The sequence below is a fragment of the Nocardia sp. NPDC058480 genome (genome assembly GCF_042720495.1).
In the GTDB taxonomy this organism is placed as follows: domain Bacteria; phylum Actinomycetota; class Actinomycetes; order Mycobacteriales; family Mycobacteriaceae; genus Nocardia.
Window position 1 is genome coordinate 80,795 of the sequence record NZ_JBHXMN010000019.1, and the last position, 15,622, is coordinate 96,416.

Annotated in this window: 14 protein-coding genes and 1 riboswitch; of the genes, 6 read left to right on the forward strand and 8 right to left on the reverse strand. The window is 68.8% G+C overall.

The window, feature by feature from the left end; translation table 11 throughout:
- Positions 1 to 32: 32 nt before the first annotated feature.
- The 6 genes from ACFWO8_RS29670 to ACFWO8_RS29695 all read right to left on the reverse strand — a co-directional run bounded on the left by ACFWO8_RS29670 (position 33) and on the right by ACFWO8_RS29695 (position 5,994).
- Positions 33 to 1,922 carry a peptidoglycan D,D-transpeptidase FtsI family protein gene (locus tag ACFWO8_RS29670; RefSeq protein ID WP_378969744.1) on the reverse strand — a complete coding sequence of 630 codons (1,890 nt, stop codon included), beginning with the start codon at positions 1,920 to 1,922 and terminating at the stop codon, positions 33 to 35.
- The gene (locus ACFWO8_RS29675; protein ID WP_378969749.1) at positions 1,919 to 2,965 is read right to left on the reverse strand and encodes a hypothetical protein; all 1,047 of its coding nucleotides are present in this window, start codon (positions 2,963 to 2,965) and stop codon (positions 1,919 to 1,921) included. The genes ACFWO8_RS29670 and ACFWO8_RS29675 overlap by 4 nt, the downstream gene beginning before the upstream one ends.
- On the reverse strand, positions 2,962 to 4,005 hold the full coding sequence (gene rsmH / locus ACFWO8_RS29680; protein ID WP_378969759.1) for a 16S rRNA (cytosine(1402)-N(4))-methyltransferase RsmH: 1,044 nt from the start codon (positions 4,003 to 4,005) through the stop codon (positions 2,962 to 2,964). Before rsmH ends, ACFWO8_RS29675 begins: the two co-directional genes overlap by 4 nt.
- A 151-nt stretch (positions 4,006 to 4,156) precedes the next feature.
- On the reverse strand, positions 4,157 to 4,588 hold the full coding sequence (mraZ, locus tag ACFWO8_RS29685; RefSeq protein WP_378969997.1) for a division/cell wall cluster transcriptional repressor MraZ: 432 nt from the start codon (positions 4,586 to 4,588) through the stop codon (positions 4,157 to 4,159).
- A gap of 402 nt (positions 4,589 to 4,990) precedes the next feature.
- Positions 4,991 to 5,419 carry a DUF3040 domain-containing protein gene (locus ACFWO8_RS29690; protein WP_378969765.1) on the reverse strand — a complete coding sequence of 143 codons (429 nt, stop codon included), beginning with the start codon at positions 5,417 to 5,419 and terminating at the stop codon, positions 4,991 to 4,993.
- Between the two features lie 125 nt (positions 5,420 to 5,544).
- Positions 5,545 to 5,994 carry an SAV_6107 family HEPN domain-containing protein gene (locus ACFWO8_RS29695; RefSeq protein WP_378969774.1) on the reverse strand — a complete coding sequence of 150 codons (450 nt, stop codon included), beginning with the start codon at positions 5,992 to 5,994 and terminating at the stop codon, positions 5,545 to 5,547.
- 118 nt (positions 5,995 to 6,112) lie between these two features.
- Between ACFWO8_RS29695 and ACFWO8_RS29700 the strand changes: the two genes are divergently transcribed.
- The 5 genes from ACFWO8_RS29700 to ACFWO8_RS29720 all read left to right on the forward strand — a co-directional run bounded on the left by ACFWO8_RS29700 (position 6,113) and on the right by ACFWO8_RS29720 (position 11,358).
- Entirely contained in the window at positions 6,113 to 6,739 is a 627-nt protein-coding gene (locus ACFWO8_RS29700) for a GNAT family N-acetyltransferase (protein ID WP_378969779.1), read from the forward strand.
- Positions 6,736 to 8,301 (forward strand): phytoene desaturase family protein, encoded by a 1,566-nt coding sequence (locus tag ACFWO8_RS29705; protein WP_378969786.1) that lies wholly within the window; start codon positions 6,736 to 6,738, stop codon positions 8,299 to 8,301. The genes ACFWO8_RS29700 and ACFWO8_RS29705 overlap by 4 nt, the downstream gene beginning before the upstream one ends.
- Positions 8,302 to 8,342: 41 nt before the next feature.
- Entirely contained in the window at positions 8,343 to 9,281 is a 939-nt protein-coding gene (locus ACFWO8_RS29710) for a carotenoid biosynthesis protein (RefSeq protein ID WP_378969797.1), read from the forward strand.
- Positions 9,282 to 9,428: 147 nt separating this feature from the next.
- Positions 9,429 to 10,184 (forward strand): LppM family (lipo)protein, encoded by a 756-nt coding sequence (locus ACFWO8_RS29715; protein WP_378970008.1) that lies wholly within the window; start codon positions 9,429 to 9,431, stop codon positions 10,182 to 10,184.
- Between the two features lies 1 nt (position 10,185).
- Positions 10,186 to 11,358 carry a glycosyltransferase family 2 protein gene (locus ACFWO8_RS29720; protein ID WP_378969802.1) on the forward strand — a complete coding sequence of 391 codons (1,173 nt, stop codon included), beginning with the start codon at positions 10,186 to 10,188 and terminating at the stop codon, positions 11,356 to 11,358.
- A 233-nt stretch (positions 11,359 to 11,591) separates the two neighbouring features.
- Here ACFWO8_RS29720 and ACFWO8_RS29725 read toward each other — a convergent pair whose 3' ends face one another.
- On the reverse strand, positions 11,592 to 13,124 hold the full coding sequence (locus ACFWO8_RS29725) for an MFS transporter (protein ID WP_378969809.1): 1,533 nt from the start codon (positions 13,122 to 13,124) through the stop codon (positions 11,592 to 11,594).
- Positions 13,125 to 13,315: 191 nt separating this feature from the next.
- Here ACFWO8_RS29725 and ACFWO8_RS29730 point away from each other — a divergent pair, with 191 nt between their 5' ends.
- Positions 13,316 to 14,278, forward strand: coding sequence for a GlxA family transcriptional regulator (locus tag ACFWO8_RS29730; protein ID WP_378969817.1), 963 nt, complete (start codon positions 13,316 to 13,318; stop codon positions 14,276 to 14,278).
- Between the two features lie 57 nt (positions 14,279 to 14,335).
- Here the strand turns inward: ACFWO8_RS29730 and ACFWO8_RS29735 are convergent, their stop codons facing one another.
- Positions 14,336 to 15,049 (reverse strand): hypothetical protein, encoded by a 714-nt coding sequence (locus ACFWO8_RS29735; protein ID WP_378970013.1) that lies wholly within the window; start codon positions 15,047 to 15,049, stop codon positions 14,336 to 14,338.
- Between the two features lie 380 nt (positions 15,050 to 15,429).
- A riboswitch (SAM riboswitch) is annotated at positions 15,430 to 15,524 on the forward strand.
- Positions 15,525 to 15,622 lie beyond the last annotated feature (98 nt).

Here is a 15,622-nt window from a genome sequence, read left to right on the forward strand (position 1 = left end):
CAACCAGGGGCCGAGAACTGCGGCACCAGCCGTTATGACACCGCCTCCAGCACGAGGCGCTCGGGCTCCGGCGAGGGCGGCACCCGGTCGCGCTGCAACGCCCAGGAGGCGATGCTGTGGAACAGCGGCGCGGCCGACCCACCGCCGGTGCCGTCGGAGCTGCGCACCGGCGCGTCGAGCATCATGCCGATCACGTAGCGGGGGTTGTCCGCGGGCGCCATCCCGGCGAACGTGCTGTAGAACGACGAGGTCGAATAGCACCGGCACGCGGGGTCGACCTTCTGCGCGGTGCCGGTCTTGCCCGCCACCTGATATCCCTCGATCGCGGCGGGTGCGCCGGTGCCCATCTGCACACCCATCGGGTCTTTCTGCACGGTCGCCTGGAACATCTCGCGCAGGGTGTGCGCGGTCTGCGGGCTCACCACGCGCACGCCGTCGGGCTGCAGTTCCTCGGTGCGGGTGCCGTCCGGGGCCACCTTGGCCTTGACGATGCGCGGCGGGATCCGCAGGCCGTCGTTGGCGATGGCCTGATACATCGCCGTCATCTGCAGGGTTGTCATCGAAAGGCCCTGGCCGATGGGCAGATTCGCGAAGGAACCACCGGACCACTGGTCGCGGGCGGGTACCTGGCCCGCGCTCTCGCCCGGCAGGCCGACGCCGGTGCGCTGGCCGAGCCCGAACCGGTTGATCATATCGGCGAACCGGTCCTCACCCACGCGCTGGGCGAGCATGAGAGTGCCGACGTTGGAAGACTTTCCGAAGATGCCGGTCGTCGTATAGGGCGCGACGTCGTGTTGCCACGCGTCGTTCACGGTGACGCCCGACATGCGGATCGAGCCGGGCACCTGCAGCACCTCGTCGGGCGTGGTCACGCCGTATTCGATGGCGGCCGCCGCCGTGACGATCTTGTTGACCGAGCCGGGTTCGAAAGGTTCGGTGACCGACGGGTTGCCCATCTTGCCCGAGGCCCAATGATTCGGGCCGAGTGCGGGATTGAAGGTGCCGTCGTTGGCCATCGCGAGCACCTGGCCGGTCTTGGCGTCGAGCACCACCGCCGAGGCCGAGGACGCGCCGGAGACCTGTTTGGCCTGTTGCACCTGCTGCTGCACGTAGTACTGCAGGTCCGCGTCGAGGGTCAGCTCGACGGCATAGCCGTTCACCGCGGGCTGCAGGTCGCGGTAGCTGCCGGGGATCACCGCGCCGTCGGAACCCTGGTCGTAGGTACGCGAACCGTCGGTACCCGACAGCACCGAGTCCAGTGCCGATTCCAGGCCCATCTGACCGTGTTTGTCGCCGCCGATCGCGCCGATCACATTGGATGCCAGTGAGCCACCGGGATATTCGCGCAGGTCCTGTCGTTCGGCGCCGACCTCCGGGAATTTGGTGGTGATCTCGGCGGCCACGCGCGGATCGACATTCTTGACCAAGTAGTGGAACAGTTTGTCGCTGCGCAGCTTGTCCAGCAGTTCCTGCTCGGTGGGCAGTCCGGGGGCCGCACCGACCTTCTCGTGGATGAACTTCGCGATATCCTTCAGGCGCTGCTCCGGGTCCGGCGCGCTCGCCTTGAGCTTCTTCGCTTCCGCCAGCTGCTTGCGCACCGTAACCGGCTGGAAAGTCAGGGCTTTCACGGTGAGCGTGAAGGCGAGCCGATTGCCGTGCCGGTCGGTGATCGGACCACGCACCGCGGCCTCTGTGTCCTTTTTGGTGCGCTGCGACGCCGACTGTGCCTGCAACGCCGGGGCCGCGAGGCTCTGGATGTAGAGCAGCTGCAGCGCGACAACGGCCAGGGTGGCCAGCAGGGTGACCCGGCCGACGCCGAGGCGCAGGCGGATCGGCCGGTCCGGCGAGAGCGAGCCGGAGCGGCGGGCCCTCGACGAGACCGGCCCGCGTCGCTGCTGCGACGCGGGCCCGCTCTGCTTCATCGAGGACCGTCTTGCGATTCGACCATCTGCGGCTGTTCGCTCGGCGATCCGGCCGCGGGAGCTCGTAGTCCGGGAGTCGGGGCGGCGACACCCGGTGCGGGTAACGGCGCATCCGCCGGGGCAGCGACGACACCCGGTGCGAGCGGTGGCGTGTCGGCCGGGGCCAGTGGTTCGCCTTGACCTGCGACATCGACCCGATCGGGCACAGTCACCGGTGCGAGCGGAGCCGGCGCGCCGCCGTCCGCCGGGGCGGGGACTTCGCCGTTCGACGGCGCGGGTGCGGCCGCTTCGGCCGGGGCCGGAGCGAGCGGAGCCGCCGCCGGCTGCGGCGAAACCGCCGGAGCCTGGGGCGAATTCGCGGCGGGGGCCGTCGGCGCCGCCGGTGCCGCGAGCACGTTCGCCGGCGCACCGTTGGGCACGGCCGGGCTCGGCGCGGCCGCACCCGGCTGGACCGGCACCACACGCTCGCCCTGCGCCTGGGCATGCCCCGGTGCCGGAGCGTTCGGCGTGGTGGTCGGCGGACCGTTCAACGGCGGCACCGGCGCACCCTGCGCGGGCGTCGGGTTACCGATCACGGTGATCTCGCCGTCGGCACCGATCACCAGCCGGGCCGGATCCTTCGCGGGGATCATGCCGAGTTCGCCCGCGCGTGCGGCCAATTCGGGAGCGGAGTCGGCGGCGGCGACCTCGCGCTGCAGCGCGGCCCGCTCGTCGGCGAGCTTGCGGTTGACCGTCCTGGCGTCACCGAGCTGGTAGCTGTCCTCGGCGGCGCGGGTGGTGAGCAACAGGGTCAGGGCAAGGCCGCAGCCGAGCAGTCCGATGATCGCGGTGACGAACGGGATCCGTCCCGCCATCGTCGAGGACGGTTCGGGCAGTTCGATGCCGTCGAGCAACTGCTCCCTGGTGCGCTTGCGGGCATAGGCCCGCTGTGCCGCACCGGACTTCACTCGTTCGGCCGCTGCTACTGCGGCCTCGGTGGTCGATGCGTCCACGCGCCGGGCAGTCTTGCTCGGCACCGCGACTGTGCTCGTCCGCACGCTCATCGTGTCCCCTCCTGTGTCCTCCCTGACCTCTCCGCGATTCGTTCGGCCGCGCGCATCCGCACCGGCGCGGATCGCGGATTGACCTCGATCTCGGACTCGGTCGCTTTTTCCGCTCCACGGGTCAGCATCCGGAATTCCGGTCCCATGCCGGGCAGTTCGACCGGCAGGTCCATCGGCGACCGGGATACGATCCGTGGCGCGAGTTCGTGTTTGACCAGCCGGTCTTCGAGCGACTGGTACGACATGACGCAGATCCGTCCGCCCACACGCAGTGAATCCAGTGCCGCGGGCAATGCCGCCCGCAGCGAGTCGAGCTCACCGTTGACCTCCACCCGCAGCGCCTGGAACGAGCGCTTGGCCGGATGTCCGCCGGTGCGGCGCGCCGCGGCCGGAATGGTCGCGTAGAGCACCTCGACGAGTTCGGCGCTGGTGGTGAACGGCTTGACCGCCCGCCTGCGCAGCACCTCCGAGGCGATCTTGCCCGCGAACCGTTCGTCGCCATAGGTTTTCAGCACCCGGGCCAGATCGCCGTGACTGTAGGTGTTGAGCACGTCGGCGGCGGTGATGCCGGTGGTCGGGTCCATCCGCATGTCCAGCGGCGCGTCGACGGAGTAGGCGAAGCCGCGCTCGGCCTCGTCGAGCTGCATCGACGACACCCCGAGATCCATGAGGATGGCTGAGACGGAACCGGTTTCGTCCAGTCCCGCTTCGGCCAGCGCCGCCGGGATGCCGTCGTAGCGGGTGTGCACCAGCGTGATCCGGTCGGCATAGGGTGCCAGGCGCTCGCCCGCCATGCGCAACGCGGTGGTGTCGCGGTCGAGACCGACCAGGCGCGCTCGAGGATAGGTGCGCAGGAAATGTTCGGCGTGGCCGCCCAATCCGAGGGTCGCGTCGATGTAGACGGCGCCCGGTTCACTCAGCGCGGGGCCGAGCAGATCGTCGGCGCGTTCGAGCAGGACCGGCACATGACGGGGGTTCTCGGCGTCATGGTTCACGTCGACCTCCCGGGATACTGCCTCGCGTCGCAGACGGGTCGCCATGCCACACAGTGCTTTTCGAATGAGTGCTTGTCGAACGAGTTGATGATGCGAATGCTTCGAGGTCTCTGACCGGGGCAAGGCACCTGGCGTCGGGGAAGTACGTCAGGGTCCACGCCCGGGCAGAGGCCTCGCAGCACTCGCGTGCTCCGGGTCAGAAGATTCCGCCCAGCGACTCGTCTCCGGCTTGCGCGTAGTCCTCCTCGTGTTCTTCGAGGTAGGTCTCCCACGCCTGCTTATCCCATATTTCGAGGAAGTCCACCGAACCGATCACCACGCAATCCCGCGCGAGGTTCGCATAGCGCCGATGGTCCGGCGACAGCGTGATCCGGCCCTGTGCGTCCGGACGTTGCTCATCGGTGCCTGCCGCCAGCGCTCGAACGAAAGCCCTTGCCTGCGGGTTGCTTCGGGACGCCGACGCGGCTCGCCGCGCGAGCGCGGTGAACTCGTCTTTGGGATACACGGCCAGGCTGTGGTCTTGGCCTTTCGTGACCATCAACCCTCCCGCCAGATCGTCTCGAAACTTCGCAGGCAACGTCAGCCGCCCTTTGTCGTCCAATCGGGGGGTGTAGGTACCGAGGAACATCTCGGCCACCTCCCTACTGGATTCACCTCGCCGTACGGCCTCTCCTGTAGTGCGCGACCCACATTACCCCACTTTCCCCCACTTTCAATCGAAACCCTGAGTGATCCTGCTCCCCGCCAACGCAATTCCGCAGGTCATCCCAGCTATCACTGAGATTCGCGGTTATCCCGTGTTCGGGCGCCCCGCGCGGGTCGGCAACCTCCCGTTCCGACAACGTTCAGCAAACATCGCAGGTACGCCGTCGGTCGAGTGACCAGGTGGGGGAAGTGTGGGGCGCGGTGGGGACGGTGGGGGAACCGCCCTGGCCACGCGCCCTGCCGGGAGCGGGCCCACAGACGCACGAAGGCGGCGCCACGCCCATGGTGGGTGTGGCGCCGCCTTCGTAAGTCGGCTAGGTCTGAGCTATTCCTGCTCGAACCGTCGTCGGAATCGGTCTTCCATGCGCTCGGAGAAGCCGCCGGACTTGCGCTGGCGACCACCGCGGGCGGTGGGTCCCGGCGTCGGGCCGCTGCCCGCCGCGGGCGGCTCGGTCGCATCCGGTCGGGCGGCGCGACGCGAGTTACCGATCATCAGCAGGACACCAGCGCCGAACATGGCGATGAATCCGACGAGACTGATGATCGGGAAACCGCCCGGCTTGAACGGGGCGGCGATGCCGGCGACGAGCAGAAAAAGGCCGACGGCGAACAACGCCGCAGCCTGGAGTCTGCGTCGACTCGACGTGGAGCGAAGTCGTCCGCCGCGGACGGACGAGGCGAACTTCGGGTCCTCAGCGTAGAGAGCGCTCTCGATCTGTTCGAGCATGCGCTGCTCGTGCTCGGAGAGTGGCACGTTTCCTCCCCCGGCACTAGGCGTGGCTGGTCGCCTCCGGGTAGGCGACGGGTAGCCGACCTTGGCGGCTATCTGCTCCCCATGATACGAGTTCGATCGGTGGCGTACCACCTACTCGGTCATAACTAAGCGGTCATGTCGCGGCCACGACTCGGCTGCGGGCGGCTCTTAGCCGCGGCTACCAGCGCATCGTCGACGTCGTAGAGGAATGCGCCCACCCGTGAGCAGAACTCGTCGGCTTGTGTGTCGGTGATCGCACGGTCCAATCCGGCCTCCAACGCGGCCCGTAATTGCGAGTGCGCCTCGAAGTAGTCGGCCCACATCACGAACTCCGGACTGGCGCGTCTCAGTAACACCCAGGCGCTGCGCGACCGTGCTCGCGGCGCCCGGTCGGCGCCGGTGAGCGCGATCATCGAGCCCGCACCACGCAGGGCGGCCAGATAGGCGGTGCGGAATCGCTCTCCCGGTTCGTGCTCCCAGGCGGAATCGGTGAGCAGCGCGTCGGCCTGGCGTAGTAGTCCGCCGGCGCGCCCATCGTGGCCCGCGTGCGCTCGACCATCGTTGTGACCAGCCATCTGCTGCCCCTTTCGCCCCTCGCACTGATCGAACTAACATTCGAACGTTTGAATTGAGATTGAATATAGGGACACCCACCGACAACTTTGGCGCGTCCGCGCGCCATCGACGAGAGCCATGACAGCCGTCAAGCCGAATCACACCCCCGCACCCGTCATCGTCGACCTCAGCGTCGCCGCCCTGCGCGCACGCCTGCACGACGCCCTGTCGGTCTATGTCGCCGCCATGGATTACCCCCGTGGCACCGAACATCACCGCGCCCCGATGTGGACCGAACACACCACCAGGGCCGGCTGGCGGGCGGTCGCCGCGGTGCTGCCCGACGATTCGGGTGGCGTCGACCTGCGCACCGCGCCGATCCTGGCCATCGCCTACGGCTACAGCGGCGCCCCGCGCCAGTGGTGGCATCAACAGGTGCAGACCGGGATGCGCCGCTGCGGGTGGCCCGATGCCGCCGCCCGCGACCTGCTCGCCGACTATTTCGAACTCACCGAGCTGCACGTTCACCCGGCCGCGCAGGGGCGCGGGATCGGGGCACGGCTGCTCGAGCGATTGCTGGCCGACCGCGTCGAGGCGGCCGTGCTGTTGTCGACACCGGAGGTACCGGAAGAGGCGAACCGGGCCTGGAAGTTGTACCGGCGGGCCGGATTCACCGATGTGATCCGCAATTTCGTGTTCGCGGGCGATACACGGCCGTTCGCCATCCTCGGGCGCAGGCTGCCGATGCCGCCCGCGCACCCGTGACGACGGTAGTGGTCGGATCCGGCCACAACGCGCTGGTCGCGGCCTGTTATCTGGCGCGGGCCGGGCAGCGGGTACAGGTGCTCGAGCGCGACGAGGTGCCCGGTGGCGCGGTGTCGACGGTCGAGCGGTTCCCGGGCCATCTCGTTGATCGCGGATCTTCCGCGCACATCATGATCCGGCACACCGGGATCATCGAGGAGCTCGAGCTCGAGCGGTTCGGGTTGCGCTATCTCGACTGCGATCCATGGGGGTTCACGCCGTCCGACGGTATGCGCCCGCCGATCGTGTTCCACCGTGATCTCGATGCGACGTGCGCGTCGATCGCGGTGGCCTGCGGCGTCAAGGACGCTGACGCATATCGCCGTTTCGTCGGGGTGTGGGGTGAGCGCAGCGCACGGGTGATGCGTTCGTTCGGCGGCCCGCCGACGCCGGGCAGGCTCGTTCGCTCGTTCTGGGGGCTGGACGCGCGGGCCGGTGGGTCGGCGTTGTCGCGGGAGTTCTTGCAGTCCGGTGACGCGCTGCTGGACTTCTGGTTCGACGACGAACGCCTCAAGGCCTCGCTGGCGTGGTTCGGCGCGCAGTCGGGTCCGCCGATGTCGGAACCGGGGACGGCGCCGATGGCCGGGTTCGCCGCACTCATGCACACGTTGCCGCCCGGGCGCGCGGTGGGCGGAAGTGGGGCGCTCAGCGCGGCGTTGATCGCGCGCCTGCGGGCCGACGGTGGTGAGCTGCACACCGGTGACGCCGTCACCTCGCTGCGCCGATCCGGCAGCGGGTGGCTGGTGGCGACCGAGTCGGGCCGGACTCTGCGCGCCGACACGGTGATCGCGGGCTCCCACATTCTGTCGACCCTCGACCTGTTGCGCGCGGGCGATTTCGACCCCGCTGTCCTCGACGACTGGCAGCGCCGCATCCGGGTCGGCCCCGGCATCGGCATGGTGGTGCGACTGGCGACCGATCGGCTACCCGAATACCCCGGCGTCTCCCCCGCCGAATCCGCCCATGGTCTGCAGTTTCTCGTCTCGGACCGCCGGCAGCTTCGACTGGCACACGGTGCCGCGCTGGCCGGTTCGCTGCCGCCGCGCCCGGTTGTGCTGGCGATGAGTTTCAGCGCGCTCGACCCGTCCATCGCACCTGCCGGCGAACATCAGCTGTCGCTGTGGGCGCAGTGGCATCCCTATGAGCTCGCCGATGGCAGCGACTGGGCGGCACACGCCGAGCCGGAGGCCGATCGGATCGTCGCCGAGGTCGAAAGGTACGCACCGGGTTTCACCTCGTCGGTGCGTCAGCGATTCGTGCAGACGCCGGTCGATCTCGAGCGCGAGATGGGGCTGCGCGGCGGCAATGTGATGCATGTCGAGATGTCTCTCGATCAGATGATGCTGTGGCGTCCGCTGCCCGAGTTGTCGGGCCAGCGCGTCCCCGGCGCTCCCGGCCTGTACTTGACCGGCGCGTCCACCCACCCCGGCGGCGGAGTGTCCGGGGCCAGCGGTCGCAGCGCGGCTCGATTGATCCTGGGTGATCGCCGTAAGCGCCGCTTCACCCTGCCGCACAAGCGATGAAGATCGACCCGTCGGACCGCGGAACCCGCCGAGCGGTATTCGTGACCGGCACACGCCGCGACCTCATGGGTACGGCACGTCGCGGTATCGCCGCGATCCGCGGCTGGTTTCGTGTCGATCCCCGCCGTGCGATTCCCGCTGTCGCCGCGCTGGCGCTGGTGCTGGTGCAGATCACCTACCCATTGAGTGCGGGTGGGACGCGTGATCGGATCACCGTTGTCGTGGTGGTGCTGTCGGCCGCGACCGCGATGGCGCACGCGGTGACGACTCGCGGATTGCGCTGGGCCGGCGGATTCTTCGTCATCGTGTCCGGTCTGGGGCTCGCCGCCGAGATCATCGGCACCGCGACCGGATTCCCCTTCGGCAGTTACGCCTATGCCGTCGATCGACTCGGGCCCGCGTTGGCCGACGTTCCGCTGGCGGTGCCGTTGGCGTGGACCGGCGGGTTGTACCCGATCTGGGTCGTCGCGGGCATGCTGGTGTCCGACAGGCACCAGGGCGGCCCGTCGGACGTCCCGAACGCGCAGAGCCCGAAGCCGCGCACAGCGACGATCGCCGGGCAGACGGGACTGCTCAGCGGGTCGAACGTCCGGCGGGTGGGACTGTTCGTCCTCGGGGCGGTCGGCTGGGATCTGTTCCTCGATCCGCAGATGGTCGCCGACGGCCAGTGGACCTGGGCGGTCACCGACGCCGGGCTACCCGGCCTGCCCGAGATCCCGTACACGAACTACGTGGGTTGGGCGCTTGTCGCCGTGTTCATGGCGGTGCTGCTCACCCTGCTCGATCGACTGCTCGCGCCACCGCGTGACCCCTCGATGGCGGTCCCGGTCGCGGTGTTCGGGTGGACCTGGCTCGGCTCGACTCTCGCGCATGCGGTCTTCCTCGGCCTCCCGGCGTCGGCGATCTGGGGTTTCGCCGGCCTCGGCTTGCTCGGAATCCCCCTCTTTCTGCGTGCGCGGGCCGGGCGACACGCGTTCTGAGCGGCCGACCGCGCCGCGACACACCTCTGATTCATGGCGAAAACGCCTGATCGGCGCGGGCGGGCGGTGCGCGGTGGGCCCGTCGTGTGGGCCTTCGGGCCTGAGCCTGGCACGATGTCAACCGTGCAGCCGAGTCCCGTCGCCGACATGCCCGCTCCTTCGCCGCGTCGTTTCGTGCCCGCGCGGCGCGTAGCGGCCGTTGCCGTCCTGCTGGCACTGCTCGTGCCCGCGCTGGCCGGGTGCCTGCGGGTGCAGGTGTCGATGGGGGTGTCGTCGAACGACCGGGTGTCGGGGCGGATCGTCGCCGCGGTGGTGCCGACGGGGCCCGAGGACAAGGGCCCGCAGCTGAAGGCGCCGGAGCAGTTGGCGGCGAAGGTGCGGGTAGAGAACTACAACCAGGATGGGTACATCGGCACCCAGGTGTTCTTCGACGACCTGTCCTTCGGCGAGGTCGGCCAGCTCGGTGGGCTGTCGGATCAGACGCAGGGCATGTTCACCCTCGACTTCCAGCGCAATGGCGATCTGGTGAGTCTCACCGGGCGGGTCGACCTGGAGTCGTTGCCGCCGCAGGGTTCGGACGTGCAGTTCTCCGTCGCGTTCCCGGCCCGCGTCGCCAAGACCAACGGCACCCGTGAGACCACCGACAGCGAGAACACCGTGTCGTGGAAGCTGCCGGCGGGCGAGATCTCGACCCTGCGCGCCGAGGTGAAGTACGCCGATCCCAACACCCGTTCGTTCGCGGGCTGGGCCGGCATCGTCGGCGGCATCACCCTGGCGGTGGCCGCGCTGATCGCGGGCCTGGCGTTCCGTGATCGCAACCCCGGCCCGCCGAACGCGCCGCGCAGCGGCTTCTCCCCCGCCGAGATGTGGCGCGAGATCACCAGTCGCAGACTGGGCCGCTGACATGGGCGCGGCGGCCCGCTACCTGACCTGGGCGGGCACGGGCCTGGCCGCGCTCGGCGCGACCACCGCCGCCTACAACCTGGTCACCTTGCGCACCCTGCCGCGCGGGGTCGCCGGCGTGATCGAACCGGTCACGGTGTGCGTCCCCGCCCGCGACGAAGCCGCGCGCCTGCCCGCGCTGATCGCCGACCTGCGCGCCCAAACCGGCGTCCCCCGGATGAACGTGCTGATCCTCGACGACGCCTCCACCGACGGCACCGACGAAGCCGCACTGGCCGCGATCGCCGGCGACGAGCGCTTCACCGTGCTGCGCTCGGCCGCGCACCCCGCCCCCGGCTGGACCGGCAAAGCCGCCGCGTGCGCGCGCCTGGCCGCCCGCACCGACGCGGCCGCCCTGGTCTTCGTCGACGCCGACGTTCGCCTGGCCCCCGACGCCGTCGCCGCAGCCGTCACCGAATTGCGCAGGCGCGGAGCAGGTTTGGTCTCGGCCTGGCCGGCGCAAGAATCAGGTTCGACCACCGAGCGCCTCGTCCAGCCGCTGCTTGCCTGGTCGTGGGCCTCGACCCTGCCCATCGGCCCCGCCAACCACAGCCTGCGCCCGTCCACCGCCGTCGCCTGCGGCCAGTTCCTCGCCGTCGACGCCGCGGCCTACCGCGCGGGCGGGGGTCACGCGGCCGTAGCAGCCAGCGCCACCGAAGATCTCGACCTCGCCCGCGCCGTGCGCCGAGCGGGCCACCGCACCGCCCTGGTGACCGCGGGCCCGGCCGCGAACACCCGAATGTATACCGGCACAGCCGAACTCACCGACGGCTACACCCGGTGGCTGTGGTCGGCCTACGGCGGCCGTCTCGACACCGGCGCCGCCATCGGAATCCTTGCCGCCCTTGCCTATTGGATCCCTCCGCTGGCCGCCCTGTTCGGCCGGGGTCGCACCCGCCGCGCCGGTCTTCTCGGTTACCTGGCGGCTGTCACGAGCCGACTCACTGCCCGCGCCACCGAAACCCGCCGGGCACCTACCGGCACAGACCTCGCCTCAGCCCTGGCCCACCCGGTAGGGATAGCCCACTACCTCACCCTGTGGACCCGCTCCCACCACCGCCACCGCACCGGCCGATTGCGCTGGAAACAGCGACCTTTGGTGACACCCGACGACACCATCGCCCGCCGCGCCTGACCAGCAGCACTCCCCGTCGACGCCGCGGCGATCCCCGTCGACCGTGGCAGTCGTGTCCCGGTTGCGCTGCCACCTCACCACCGGATCCCGTCCGCCGTGACGGCGATTTCGCTCGCGGCGCACCCAGTCGAATCGGCCGATTTTGTCATCGACCTCGGCGTATCGTTCCACGTCCATCGCGAATTCGAGAAAGTCCGCTGGCTGGCATGGCATTATCTGCTGCGCCCGCGCTTCTACCACTTCGCTGCCTCCTTCAATTCCGTTGTCGCACCAGCTATTTCGAGTCCCTCGCGGACGAGTTTCGCGTTCCTCGGCAGCGCGAGGAAGCCGAAGGACAGCAGGAGCATGATGCCCGCGCCATACCAAAGGGTGTAGCGGAAGGTATTGGCGAAGTTGAGCGCATTGGCATGCTCGCCTGCCTCGGTGAGCACGCGGGTCACGGAGGGATCGGCCGCAGCGGCTACCCGGCAGCTTTCCGGTTCCTCGGTGGGATCGACCTGTGCCGATCGATCGCGGACGCAGGCTCGGAATCCGGCGGCTATATCAGCCTGCACCGGGCCGGGCAGACCTTGTGCGGCGAGTTCGGTCCGCACTCGTGCCGCCGCCTCGTCGGCACCCCGCGCGGAATCGTGATCCAGTTGGGTGAAGAAGACGATCCCGACAAGCGCGACACCGAGCGCGATTCCGAGCTGCTGTCCGGTGTTGAGCAATCCGGAGGCCGCTCCGGCGGCGCGGGTGGGTACCTGACCGAGCACCAGGTCGATGGTCGGCGCGACCACGAATCCGAATCCGATGCCGATGCCGACCAGCGGAATCATCATCTGCCACGTCGTCGTCGCCTGGCCGTAGTGCTGAACCAGAGCGCCATAGCCGACGAATCCGGCACCGGTGACGAGTCCGCCGGTGACCAGGACACGTCTACCGAACCGGGGTGCCAACACACTGGCCGAAGTACCCGCACCGACCCCGGTAGCGACCGCGAAGAACAGCGAGGTGAGCCCGGCGCGCAGGGGCGACCAGCCCAGCCCCGCCTGCATGAGCAGCGTCCATGCCAGGAAGAAACCGCCGAAACAGATCCAGAACAAGAGCCAGCTGACAAGACCGAGCGTGAACGGACGTGACTGGAAGAGACTGAGGTCGATCAGTGGCGATCCATCGATGCGTCGGCGTCTGCGTTCGTAGCTGATCAGGGCCACCACCGCCACCGCCGACGCCGCCATCATGGCGAAAGTCCATGCAGGCCAGCCGAGGCGGCGGCCCTCGGTGAGCGGATAGGTCAGCAGCAGACCGCACACCGCGCTGTACACAGCGATTGCCTTGGCACGTTCCCGTTCGGGGAACGACTCCCGGAGGATCGCGAGAATTTGCGGCACCATCAGGCCCGCGGCCAGGCCCTGGAGGAATCGGGAGGCGATCAACATGGCCGGGCCGGCGCTCAGTCCGCACGCCGCCGACGCCACCGTGAAGAACACCATTCCGGCCAGGAAGACTCGCTTGCGGCCGTAGAGGTCGCCGAGTCGCCCACCGGTGATCAGGATCGCGGCGAAGGCGAGCACATAGGCGGCGATGATCCATTCGATCTGGGCGTACTGGGCACCGAGGTCTTCCTGAATGGTCGGCACCGCGACGTTGACGATGGTGACATCGAGTAGGTCCATGAAGCCGGCCGCCAGCGTGGTCGCGAAGGCGATCCAGCGTCGTGGGTCGGCCGGCGTCGAGTCGATATGAGGCGGTTCAACCTGACTCGGTTGACGGTGCGAAACCATGATTTCCCTGTCTCGGTTCGAGTGTCTGCTCTTCGACCGAGCGCTAACGCTAACGAAACCCCCCGGAACTCCGGAACAGGCTGGATTGCCAGCTTCCAACGGATTCCAGCCAATGCCTTCACCTGCACATATATGAATATCAACCCGCTGAACGCCTGGCAGTATTTGCCCACTACGCCTGGCCTATTGCCATGCATACGGTGGCTGTCCTGGCCTTGGACAAGGTCATTCCCTTCGATCTGTCCACGCCGATCGAGGCATTCGGGCAAACCCGGCTGCCCGACGGCCGAGCGGCGTACCGAGTCCGCGTCTGCGCCGCTACTCCCACCGTCGACGCCGGGACATTCGTCCTGCAATCACCATGGGGCCTGAACGCACTGACCGAGGCGGACACGATCGTGCTGCCCGGCTGTGCCGAGCCCACCGCGCCGATCCCGGACGAGGTGACCGCCGCCTTGCGGCGGGCCGCGGCCGACGGCACCCGGATCGCCTCGATCTGTTCCGGCGCGTTCGTCCTGGCCGCCACCGGGCTACTCGACGGACATCGCGCCACCACGCACTGGCGCGCCACCGACGCGCTGGCCGAGTGCTATCCGTCGATAGAGGTCGACCCGGATGTGCTGTATGTCGACAACGGCCAATTCCTCACTTCCGCGGGCGCATCCGCTGGTCTGGATCTGTGCCTGCACATGATTCGCCGCGACTACGGGTCGGCGGTCGCCGCGGACGCGGCCCGCCTCGCAGTGGTGCCGCTGGAGCGCGAGGGCGGCCAAGCCCAGTTCATCGTCCATGACCGCCCACCGACACCGTGTGGCTCCACGCTCGAACCAGTGCTGCACTGGATGCAGGAGAACTCGGCCGCCGAGCTCACTCTCGAAGACATCGCCGAGCATTCCGGGATGAGCACCCGGACACTCAACCGGCGTTTCCGCGAGCAGACCGGCACCACACCGCTGCAATGGCTCCTACGGGCCCGGGTACGTCAGGCGCAGCATCTGCTGGAAACCTCCGATCACCCTGTCGAACGCATCGCGGGACAGGTGGGATTCCACTCCCCCACCGCCTTTCGGGACCGCTTCAAACGGATCACCGGCACCACCCCCAACGCCTACCGAGCCGCCTTCCAGACCAGTCGATCGACCGCTGGGCACTGACTCGACGTGGTGCGTCCTGAAACGGCTACCGCTGAGCCCAACGCTGACCGGCCAGTTTCAGGCGACCTCGGTGATGCCGATGGTCGGGAAGAAGAAGCAGGAGCGGCCTGCGTTGTCGGTGGTGCCGAAGACGGCGGCCAAGACGGTGCCGCGGCCGGTGTCGACGGGGACGGCGCGGACACCGCCGACGGGGATGGCGGCGAAGAGGAAGTCGCGGATGGCGGTTTCGGCGAGCGGGCGCAGTTCGGCGGGGACCTCGGGCGGGACCATGGCGCGCACGATGTCGGCGATCGGGCCCATCGAAGCCATGCCGCCGCGGCCGGTGCTGATATTGAGCCAGGCCACCTGCATGCCGGAGGTTTTCGTGGCGGCGGTGTCGGGGGCGAGGCCGTAGGGCAGGAAGGTGAACAGGGTTTGGCCGGATTTCACGGCCGAGAGGTCGAGGCCGGGGATCGGGAGGGTGTTCGCCGGCCACGGGCCCGGCACCGCACCGGCGACGGCGGGGACCAGGCCGGTGCCGTCACCTGTGCAGTTCGCGGCGACCGTGGGGTAGAGGAAAGGCTGGATACCCATGGCTTTCAGCGTCTCGACCACGGTTTGATAGGCGCCGAGGAGATCTCCCGGACCCGCGGCGGGCGTGGCGTTCGGTGCGTCCCGGGTGACGACGGGTGTCACCGGCGCGGCCGGTTCGGCGGCGACCGGTGGGGCGGCCAGCAGTAGCGTGGCGGCGCAGGCCGTCAGCGCGGTCAGTGTGGTGGAACGACGCGGCATGATCACGACGTACTCCTCATCGACGCAGAGAAGGCCGACGCTACCGCGTGCGGTAGGTGAATCCGGACAGGTGAAGTAACCGGCCGTTCGGCGCGTCGCAATCTCGCAGCGAACCCACCGGTACCTGTCCGCGGCCCGGTATTCAGCCTTGCGACGAAGGCGCCGGCCCCAGGACCGCCAACCCAGAAAGTTGCCGGTCACCCGGCCTCCACAATCGCGTCCGACCAGTGCCCGCGCAGGCCGTTGACCACACCGAACCGGGGCAAGTATGCCGGTACCCCCTGCCGGTTCCAAGCTCTGCGCTCACGCTGATTTCTACCGTTGTGCGCAGTCACGCCTGTGCCACATGCTGATTCAGCTCGGGCCAGACAGCCGGGGCACAACCATCCAGAGCGACCGAGAGACCTGGCTCTACGACGTCGCAGCAACCCGCCCCGTTCAGGGGTGCGGGTGCTTCTGCCGGGATCGATGGAGGAGATCGTTGTGATGACTGTGGGATATCGCCGCCGACATATCGACCAGTGCCGGGTGACAGCGACGGCATGTCGAGCCTGAGCGCCGCCAGATCGCGAA

Bases quoted from the DNA above. Each gene is read 5' to 3' on its own strand.
- ACFWO8_RS29715 (WP_378970008.1), top strand. From the start codon at position 9,429: ATGCCCGCTCCTTCGCCGCGTCGTTTCGTGCCCGCGCGGCGCGTAGCG.
- mraZ (WP_378969997.1), bottom strand. From the start codon at position 4,588: ATGTTCCTCGGTACCTACACCCCCCGATTGGACGACAAAGGGCGGCTG.
- ACFWO8_RS29675 (WP_378969749.1), bottom strand. From the start codon at position 2,965: ATGAGCGTGCGGACGAGCACAGTCGCGGTGCCGAGCAAGACTGCCCGG.
- ACFWO8_RS29670 (WP_378969744.1), bottom strand. From the start codon at position 1,922: ATGAAGCAGAGCGGGCCCGCGTCGCAGCAGCGACGCGGGCCGGTCTCG.
- ACFWO8_RS29730 (WP_378969817.1), top strand. From the start codon at position 13,316: ATGCATACGGTGGCTGTCCTGGCCTTGGACAAGGTCATTCCCTTCGAT.
- ACFWO8_RS29695 (WP_378969774.1), bottom strand. From the start codon at position 5,994: ATGGCTGGTCACAACGATGGTCGAGCGCACGCGGGCCACGATGGGCGC.
- rsmH (WP_378969759.1), bottom strand. From the start codon at position 4,005: ATGGCGACCCGTCTGCGACGCGAGGCAGTATCCCGGGAGGTCGACGTG.
- ACFWO8_RS29725 (WP_378969809.1), bottom strand. From the start codon at position 13,124: ATGGTTTCGCACCGTCAACCGAGTCAGGTTGAACCGCCTCATATCGAC.
- ACFWO8_RS29700 (WP_378969779.1), top strand. From the start codon at position 6,113: ATGACAGCCGTCAAGCCGAATCACACCCCCGCACCCGTCATCGTCGAC.
- ACFWO8_RS29720 (WP_378969802.1), top strand. From the start codon at position 10,186: ATGGGCGCGGCGGCCCGCTACCTGACCTGGGCGGGCACGGGCCTGGCC.
- ACFWO8_RS29735 (WP_378970013.1), bottom strand. From the start codon at position 15,049: ATGCCGCGTCGTTCCACCACACTGACCGCGCTGACGGCCTGCGCCGCC.